Source organism: Paraburkholderia sp. (genome assembly GCF_049581445.1).
Classification (GTDB): Bacteria; Pseudomonadota; Gammaproteobacteria; order Burkholderiales; family Burkholderiaceae; genus Paraburkholderia.
The window spans coordinates 1-8454 of the sequence record NZ_JBAURZ010000046.1 but is presented as its reverse complement, the minus strand read 5'-3'; the positions used below and the strand labels follow the sequence as shown (position 1 = coordinate 8454).

Below are 8454 nucleotides of genomic sequence, written 5' to 3'. Positions count from 1 at the left end.
GGCCAAATGGCCCGAGCCGCTTTTTTGTTTAACGCCCGCAACGCCTCGCGGGCGCACATCGCCCGTGCGCAAAACCTTCAGTGCTTGCCCGTGCTGCCAAATCCACCCGCGCCGCGATCGCTCAGCTCGAAGTCGTCGACGATATTGAATTCGGCCTGCACGACCGGCACGATCACGAGTTGGGCGAGGCGTTCCATCGGATTCAACTTGAACGCAGTCTGGCCGCGATTCCACGTCGAGATCATAAGTTGACCTTGATAATCCGAATCGATCAGGCCGACCAGGTTCCCCAGCACGATACCGTGCTTATGACCCAACCCCGAGCGCGGCAGGATCAGGGCCGCATAGCCGGGGTCACCCACGTGGATGGCCAGACCCGTCGGCACCAGAGCCGTTTCGCCAGGTTGCAGCGTCAGTGGCTCATCGAGGCATGCACGCAGATCGAGGCCTGCGCTACCCGTGGTCGCGTAAGCCGGGAGTTGTTCGCGCATGCGCGCGTCGAGAATCTTCAGGTCGAGTTTCATGCAGGTGGAATCAATGGATAGGGTTGAAAATGCGTGAGAGGGATAGCGTGGTGTCAGCCTGCTAGCTGGAAGGCTTCGGCCAGCAGTTCATACGATCGCAGCCGCGCGCGGTAGCTTCCCGCGACGGTCAGCACAATCAGTTCGTCGGCCTGGAATTGCGCCTGCAATGCGAGCATGCGCTCGGTCACGCGCTCCGGCGTACCGATAATGCTGCGCGGCTTCTCGCGGTCAATGACGAGCTTTTCGCGTTCGCCGTACTCTTGTGCTACGCCCTGTTCGACCGTGGGGATCGGTTCGTTCAGGCCATACGCCATCTGCACGCGGCGCAAGTCGACGGCCTTCTCCAGGTCTGCGGCTTCCTGTTCGGTATCGGCGCAGATCACGAACACAGCGGCAGCCAGATAGGGCTGCGCTTCGTTGCCTGCCGTAAAACGCTCGCGATACGCATGCGCCACCTGATCACCGAAGTGCGCATTGATGAAATGCGCAAACGCAAAGCGGATACCGAGTTGCGCGGCGAGCAGCCCGCCGAACTCGCTCGACCCGAGCATCCACAGTTGCGGGCGCGTCTCCACTTGCGGCTGCAGCAAGACACCCTGCGCGAGATGATCGCCAGGTAGCGTGCCGTTCATCAGCGCGACCAGATCAGCCACTTGCTGCGGGAAGATGTCACCGCGGTTGTAGGCGCCTGCGGCGACCGCCTGGGCAGTGCGCATATCGCCGCCCGGTGCGCGGCCGACGCCGAGATCGATCCGGTTCGGAAACAGTGCTTCGAGCATCATGAATTGCTCGGCAACTTTGAATGGGCTGTAGTACGGCAGCATCACGCCGCCGGAGCCGAGACGGATACGCCGGGTGACGCTGCCAAGGCGCGCCAGCATAACCTCGGGACAGGGGTTCGACACGCCGCGCAAGCCGTGATGCTCGGCGCACCAGTAGCGCGTGTAGCCGAGGTCGTCGGCAAGTTGCGCGAGTTCGACGGTGGCGGCGATCGCGTCCGCCACTGAGTGCCCGTCGATCACGGGCGTTTGATCGAGCACAGAGAGTAGCGTCATGACAGTCCAGCTCCAGGGTGACTCAGATTCCGCAAGAAAAAGTGCGTGACTAAGCTTGTGACAAACCGCGTGCCTAACGGATCCGGCTGTTGTTGGGCAATCGCTTCGCGATCTCGGCCATCAACGCGAGGGCGAGCGTCCGCTTGTCGGCGCGCGGCAATTTGGTTGCGCCGCTCGCTTCGAACAGCACAACTTCGTTGTCGTCCAGACCGAACGTGAGCGGACCGAGATTACCAATTAGCAGCGGCACATTCTTGCGAATGCGCTTTTCTTCGCCGTGCACGTCGAGGTCGCCGCTCTCTGCTGCAAAACCAACGCAGTAGGGCGGCTGGGGCAACTTCGCCACTGCGGCGAGGATGTCCGGATTCTCGACGAACGTGAAGGTGGGCATGGCCCGGTCGGCCGTCTTCTTGATCTTGTGCTCGCTGACGTGGTCGACACGCCAGTCGGCGACTGCGGCGACACCAATGAATATGTCGTAGTCGGGCACCGCGTGCATGACGGCGTCGTGCATCTCCTGCGCCGTTTGCACATCCTCGCGGAATACGCCCCACGGGGTATCCAGCGCAACCGGACCGGCGATCAGGTGCACGTCGGCGCCGGCCTGCTGGGCCGCGCGAGCAAGCGCAAAACCCATCTTGCCGCTTGAACGGTTGGTGATGCCGCGCACTGGATCCAGCGGCTCGAAGGTCGGCCCGGCAGTCAACAGCACGCGGTGACCCGCGAGAATCTTCGGCTGGAAGAACGAGGCGATTGCTTCATACGTGGCGGCGGGTTCCAGCATCCGTCCATCGCCGACTTCGCCGCACGCCTGCGGGCCGGAATCGGGGCCGAGCACCTCGACACCATCGGCGCGAAGCTGCGCGACATTGCGCTGCGTGGCCGGGTTCTGCCACATCTGCCGGTTCATCGCCGGGACGACCAGCAGCGGACAGTCGCGGGCGACGCACAGCGTCGAGAGCAGGTCGTCGGCCATGCCGTGCGCGAGTTTGGCGAGGAAGTCCGTGGAGGCGGGCGCGATTACGATGGCGTCCGCTTCGCGCGACAGGTCGATGTGCGCCATGTTGTTCGGCACACGTCCGTCCCACTGGCTCGAATAAACCGGGCGGCCGGACAGCGCCTGCATGGTGACAGGCGTGATGAACTGGGTGGCCGCTTCGGTCATGACGACCTGCACCGTTGCGCCTGCTTTCGTGAGGAGGCGCGTGAGTTCGGCGATTTTGTAGCAGGCAATCCCGCCGGTCAGGCCGAGGACGAGATGTTTTCCTGCGAGTTCTGCGGTTGCCAACGAAAGCCTCCGACAAAGCATGACGGCTGGCTGAACGCATCCGAGCCCGCTCAGACGCGCCAGCCCCCAAACCTCGCGGCGTTAGCGCGAACCGCGCACCCGCCGCAACTCGTCGAGCACTAGCAGGATCGCGCCAATGGTGATCGCGCTGTCGGCGAGGTTGAACGCCGGCCAGTGCCAGCTCGCCACGTGGAAGTCGAGGAAGTCGATCACGTGGCCGTAGGCCAGCCGGTCGATCACGTTGCCGATTGCCCCACCCAGAATCAGTGCGAGCGCGGTGCAAAAAAGCTTTTGCGCGCCGTGCCGCTTGAGCAGATAGCAGATCACTAGCGCCGCGACGACGCCCAACGCAGTGAAGGCCCAGCGCTGCCAGCCACCCGCCGCAGCGAGAAAGCTGAAAGCGGCGCCGCGGTTGTACACCAGGAAGAAGTTGAAGAACGGCGCGACTTCATGCGGCACGGCATAGGTAAACACCTTCTGCACTGCAATTTTCGTCAACTGATCGAACAGGATGACGATCAATGCTACGCCCAACCACGGCGCCAGCGAACCACTGCTGGCGGGTTTCGACAGGGTTCTTGCCATTATGCCGCGCTCCTCATTTCGCCGCTTCCGAACAGGTTACTAAAGCACCGGCCGCATAACGTCGGATGTTCGGCATTTTCGCCGACGTCCGCGCGGTAGTGCCAGCAGCGTTCGCACTTCAGATACTTCGATGCCGTCACCTCGACGCCTTCATCCGCTTCGCCCTCAACCTTCACGACCGTTGCAGCCGAAGTGATCAGCACGAACTTCAGGTCCGCACCGAGGCTGGCGAGCGCGTCATGACGCGCACCGCTCGCGCGGATTTCGACTTCCGCCTGCAGCGACGAGCCGATCAGGTTCGCAACCCGCGCTTCTTCGAGTGCCTTGGTGACGTCGCTGCGCACTGCGCGCAGCAGGGTCCACTTGTCGAGCAGTGCTGTGGCGCCAGCCACTTCCGGATACGCGTGATAGGTTTCCGTGAAGATGGTCTCGCTATCCGGCTTAAACACCTTCCAGGCTTCTTCCGCGGTGAATGACAGGAACGGCGCCATGATGCGCAGCAGACCGTGCGCGATGTGGTACAGCGCGGTCTGTGCGGCGCGGCGGGCGACCGAATCCGGCGCGGTGGTGTAGAGGCGGTCCTTCAGCACGTCGAGGTAGAAGCCGCCGAGGTCTTCCGAGCAGAACGTCTGCAGCTTCGCGACCACCGGGTGGAACTCGTACTTGTCGTAGTGCGCGAGGATGTCCGTCTGCAGATTGGCCGACAGCGCGACCGCGTAACGATCGATTTCGAGCCAGTCTTCCACCGGACGGGCGTTTTTCTCGAAGTCGAAGTCCGACAGGTTCGCGAGCAGGAAGCGCAACGTGTTGCGGATGCGGCGGTAGCCTTCCGTCACGCGCTTCAGGATTTCTTCGGAGATGGCCAGTTCGCCCGAGTAGTCGGTCGAGGCGATCCACATCCGGATGATTTCCGCGCCAAGCCGGTTCGCGACTTCATGCGGATCGATACCGTTGCCGAGTGACTTGCTCATCTTGCGGCCTTCGCCGTCGACGGTGAAGCCGTGCGTCAGGAGCGCGTTGTAAGGCGGACGGCCATCGAGCATCGAGGCGGTCAGCAGCGACGAATGGAACCAGCCGCGGTGCTGGTCCGAGCCTTCCAGATAAAGGTCAGCCGCGAATTGCAGTTCCTCCTTGTGCGAGCCGCGCAGTACGTGCCAGTGCGTGGTGCCCGAATCGAACCACACGTCGAGCGTGTCGCGGTTCTTTTCGTACATGTTGGCGTCGTCGCCGAGCAGTTCACGCGGATCGAGCGATTGCCAGGCTTCGATGCCGGCCTTCTCGACACGTTGCGCGACCTCTTCCAGCAACTCCAGCGTGCGCGGATGCAACTCGCCGGTTTCCTTATGCACGAAGAACGCCATCGGCACGCCCCACTGGCGTTGCCGCGACAGCGTCCAGTCCGGACGGTTGGCGATCATGCTGAACAGACGCTGCTTGCCCCACGACGGATAGAACGCCGTGTTCTCGATGCCTTCGAGCGCGGTTTCGCGCAGCGTCTTGTCGGTGTCGTTCGGCTTCACGTCCATGCCGGCGAACCATTGCGAGGTTGCACGGTAGATGATCGGCGTCTTGTGGCGCCAGCAGTGCATGTAGCTGTGTTCGAACTTTTGCGTGCGCAGCAGCGAGCCGGCAGACTCGAGCGCTTCGATGATCTTCGGATTGGCCGCCCAGATGGACAGTCCGCCGAAGAGCGCGAGCGATTCGATATAGCGGCCATCGCCCATCACCGGGCTGATGATGTCCGAATCGGCCATGCCGTGCGCCTTGCACGACACGAAGTCTTCCACGCCATAGGCGGGCGACGAGTGGACGATACCGGTGCCGGTTTCCGTCGTCACGTAGTCGCCGAGATACACCGGCGCCGTGCGCTTGTAGGCCGGATGGCCCGACGCGAGCGGATGATGGAAGCGCAGGTTGGCGAGCTTCGCGCCCGTGGTGGTTGTGACCACATGGCCTTCGAGGCCATATTGCTTCAGGCACGCTTCGACGCGTTCTTCCGCGAGAATCAGCAGACCGCGCGGCGTATCCACCAGCGCGTAGACGATCTCCGGATGAACGTTGAGCGCCTGGTTGGCGGGGATGGTCCACGGAGTCGTGGTCCAGATGACGACACCGCCTTCGCTGCGCGGCAATGTTGCGAGGCCGAACGCCTGCGCGGTCTTTTCCGGCTCGGCAAAGGCGAATAGCACGTCAATGGTCGGATCGACCTTATCTGCGTACTCGACTTCCGCCTCAGCCAGCGCCGAGCCGCAGTCGAAACACCAGTTCACCGGTTTCAGGCCGCGGAACACGTAGCCCTTCTCAATGATCTTCGCGAGCGCGCGGATTTCGCCGGCTTCGTTCGTGAAGTTCATCGTCTTGTACGGATTGTCCCAGTCGCCGAGCACGCCCAGACGGCGGAAGCCGATCTTCTGCTTCTCGATCTGTTCGGTCGCATAGGCGCGCGCCTTCTGCATCACTTCAGCGGCCGGCAGCGACTTGCCGAACTGCTTCTCGATCTGGATTTCGATCGGCATGCCGTGGCAATCCCAGCCGGGCACGTAGACCGCGTCGAAGCCCGCCATGTTGCGCGCCTTGACGATCATGTCCTTCAGGATCTTGTTGACCGCGTGGCCGAGGTGGATGTCACCGTTCGCATACGGCGGGCCGTCGTGCAGGATGAACTTCGTGCGGCCCTTGCTGGCGGCGCGGATCTTTTCGTAGATCTTGCGCTCCTGCCATTCCTTGACCCATTGGGGCTCGCGCTTGGGCAGGTCGCCACGCATCGGAAACGGCGTGTCGAGCAGGTTGACCGGATAGCGGGACTGCGGTTTCGAATCGGCTTTCTTGTTGCTCATGGTGTGGTCGCGGTGAATTCTTTCGATGCGCATTAAGGGCGCGGTGTACGCAGCGGCGTTCAAGTCCGCTGCGCATTAGGCGCGCCCGACAGGCCCGTCGCGTGATCCACGGACGCCCTTCGAAGCGCGCGGCGATCGGTACGTGTGGCGCTTGATCCTGCCAGCGCTGCCACGTACCGCGGCGGCTATCTAATTCGGTCTGTGGCTGAAGTGGCAAAGCCGGTTGAACGGCTGCCCGGCGTGCCGTTACCGACGGCTGCGAACCACGCGCGCGCATTGGCGACGTCGCGCGCAATGGCAACGGTCAGCGTTTCGAGGTCGTCGTATTTCTCCTCGTCACGGAGCTTCTTCAGGAATTCGACGCGCACGAGTTTGCCATACGCGTCGCCGTGCCAGTCGAGCAGATGCACTTCGAGCAGCACGCGGCCGGAGTCGTCGACCGTGGGGCGCAAACCGAGGCTGGCGACGCCCGGTAACGGCTCATCCGCCACGCCGTGAACCCGCACGACGAAAATTCCCGACAGCGCCGGGCGCTTGTGGGCGATCGGGATGTTCAACGTGGGGAAGCCCAGATCGCGGCCCAGCTTCATGCCGTGGACGACGTGGCCGCTGATCAGGTAATCGCGGCCAAGCGCGGCGCGCGCCGCATCCAGATCGCCCGCTATCAGGGCCGTGCGCACGCCGGAGCTGGAAATGCGCGCGCCCGATGGGTCAGCGACGGTCGCCATTTGCTCGACTTCGAAGCCGTGTTGCGTGCCCGCTGCCTTGAGCGAATCGAAATCGCCCGCGCGCTTTGAGCCATAGCGGAAATCGTCGCCGATCATCACCCAGCGGGCGTGCAGGCCGTTGACAATGATCCGCTCGACGAAGGTGTCCGGCGTCTGGCTGGCAAAGGTGTGATTGAAGTGCTCGACGACCACCCGGTCCACGCCATTGGCGCACAACGCTTCGAGCTTGTCGCGCAGCATCGCGATGCGCGGCGGCGCGCTGGCGGGATTGAAGAATTCGCGCGGGTGCGGCTCGAAGGTCATCACGCAGACGGGCAGGCCGCGTGCGTCGGCGGCGGCCCGCACATGGGCGAGCAACGCCTGGTGGCCGCGGTGGACACCGTCGAAGTTGCCGATGGTCAGGGCGCAGGGCGCCCGGCTCTCGGCATTGGGAAGACCGCGGAAGACTCTCACGATAGCGGGTTGGGCGACTTTAGTTTGGGACGACGTGTAACGCGACGTGCAACAGGCAAACGCGCAAGCCGCAAAACAAACGATTATAAACGCTCAACGCAAGGCAGGGCGGCGCGGCGCCGTTCCGGTGCGCCCCGAATGATAAAATCCGCGGATGAAAAAACTTGTCATCCTGATTTCCGGGCGGGGCAGCAACATGGAAGCCATCGTTCGCGCCTGTTCGCGCGAAGGCTGGCCGGCGCAAGTCGCCGCCGTGATTGCCAACCGTCCAGACGCTGCGGGCCTCGCGTTCGCCGCGTCGCATGGTATTGCCACGGCGGTGGTCGACCACCGCCAGTTTCCCGATCGTGAGTCCTTCGACGCCGCCCTGGCCGGCGAAATTGACGCTTTTACGCCTGATCTGGTCGCGTTGGCCGGGTTCATGCGCGTCCTGACTCCAGGCTTCGTCGACCGCTATGCGGGGCGCATGCTAAACGTCCATCCGTCGCTGCTGCCGAGCTTTGCAGGCCTCAAGACCCATCAACAGGCGCTTGACGCCGGGGTTCGGCTGCATGGCGCTTCGGTGCATTTTGTCACGTCGCAGCTCGATCATGGGCCCATTGTGATCCAGTCCGCCGTGCCGGTGCTCGCCGGTGACGACGCTGCGGCACTGGCCGAGCGGGTTCTCGCTACTGAACACATTATTTACCCACGCGCGGTGCGCTGGTTCGTTGAAGGGCGCGTCGCGCTCGACGGACTGCGTGTCACGCTGACGCCGCCGGAGCCGCAATGGCTCTTTGCCGACATCAATAGCAACAAGATCGCCGGAGAGGGCGTATGAGACTGCATGGATTTCTGATTGGACAAACCGAAACGCTGCTCGCGGACGTGCTGAAGCTCGCCGGCCCCGCCGACGCTGCGACCAGCCGCTTCTTCCGCGCCCATCCGAAGCTCGGGCACGGGGAGCGCGGCGTGATCGCCGAGGCGGTATTTGCCGTGCTGCGG

7 protein-coding genes and 1 pseudogene are annotated in these 8454 nt (G+C 63.3%); 2 read left to right on the top strand and 6 right to left on the bottom strand.

The window, feature by feature from the left end; translation table 11 throughout:
* Window positions 1–77: 77 nt before the first annotated feature.
* The 6 genes from dut to WCA85_RS03095 form a co-directional block, all read right to left on the bottom strand.
* On the bottom strand, window positions 78–524 hold the full coding sequence (gene dut, locus WCA85_RS03120; protein WP_424061713.1) for a dUTP diphosphatase: 447 nt from the start codon (window positions 522–524) through the stop codon (window positions 78–80).
* A gap of 53 nt (window positions 525–577) precedes the next feature.
* Window positions 578–1579 (bottom strand): LLM class flavin-dependent oxidoreductase, encoded by a 1002-nt coding sequence (locus tag WCA85_RS03115; RefSeq protein WP_424061711.1) that lies wholly within the window; start codon window positions 1577–1579, stop codon window positions 578–580.
* Between the two features lie 73 nt (window positions 1580–1652).
* Window positions 1653–2867: a bifunctional phosphopantothenoylcysteine decarboxylase/phosphopantothenate--cysteine ligase CoaBC gene (gene coaBC / locus WCA85_RS03110; RefSeq protein ID WP_424061709.1), complete on the bottom strand. Its 1215-nt coding sequence runs from the start codon at window positions 2865–2867 to the stop codon at window positions 1653–1655.
* A gap of 81 nt (window positions 2868–2948) precedes the next feature.
* Window positions 2949–3452: a signal peptidase II gene (lspA, locus tag WCA85_RS03105; protein WP_424061708.1), complete on the bottom strand. Its 504-nt coding sequence runs from the start codon at window positions 3450–3452 to the stop codon at window positions 2949–2951.
* Window positions 3452–6289, bottom strand: coding sequence for an isoleucine--tRNA ligase (gene ileS / locus WCA85_RS03100; protein ID WP_424061706.1), 2838 nt, complete (start codon window positions 6287–6289; stop codon window positions 3452–3454). The genes lspA and ileS overlap by 1 nt, the downstream gene beginning before the upstream one ends.
* Window positions 6290–6474: 185 nt before the next feature.
* Window positions 6475–7470, bottom strand: coding sequence for a bifunctional riboflavin kinase/FAD synthetase (locus tag WCA85_RS03095; RefSeq protein WP_424061705.1), 996 nt, complete (start codon window positions 7468–7470; stop codon window positions 6475–6477).
* A 154-nt stretch (window positions 7471–7624) separates the two neighbouring features.
* On the opposite strand from WCA85_RS03095, the gene purN reads away from it, so the two are divergent.
* On the top strand, window positions 7625–8290 hold the full coding sequence (gene purN, locus WCA85_RS03090) for a phosphoribosylglycinamide formyltransferase (protein WP_424061704.1): 666 nt from the start codon (window positions 7625–7627) through the stop codon (window positions 8288–8290).
* Window positions 8287–8454: pseudogene (locus WCA85_RS03085) on the top strand (SAM-dependent methyltransferase); the annotation flags it as partial. The gene purN and the pseudogene WCA85_RS03085, both read left to right, overlap by 4 nt.

What these genes read in the sequence shown, in the direction of transcription:
- dut (WP_424061713.1), bottom strand. Translation starts at nt 524, where the DNA reads ATGAAACTCGACCTGAAGATTCTCGACGCGCGCATGCGCGAACAACTC.
- WCA85_RS03115 (WP_424061711.1), bottom strand. Translation starts at nt 1,579, where the DNA reads ATGACGCTACTCTCTGTGCTCGATCAAACGCCCGTGATCGACGGGCAC.
- lspA (WP_424061708.1), bottom strand. Translation starts at nt 3,452, where the DNA reads ATGGCAAGAACCCTGTCGAAACCCGCCAGCAGTGGTTCGCTGGCGCCG.
- ileS (WP_424061706.1), bottom strand. Translation starts at nt 6,289, where the DNA reads ATGAGCAACAAGAAAGCCGATTCGAAACCGCAGTCCCGCTATCCGGTC.
- purN (WP_424061704.1), top strand. Translation starts at nt 7,625, where the DNA reads ATGAAAAAACTTGTCATCCTGATTTCCGGGCGGGGCAGCAACATGGAA.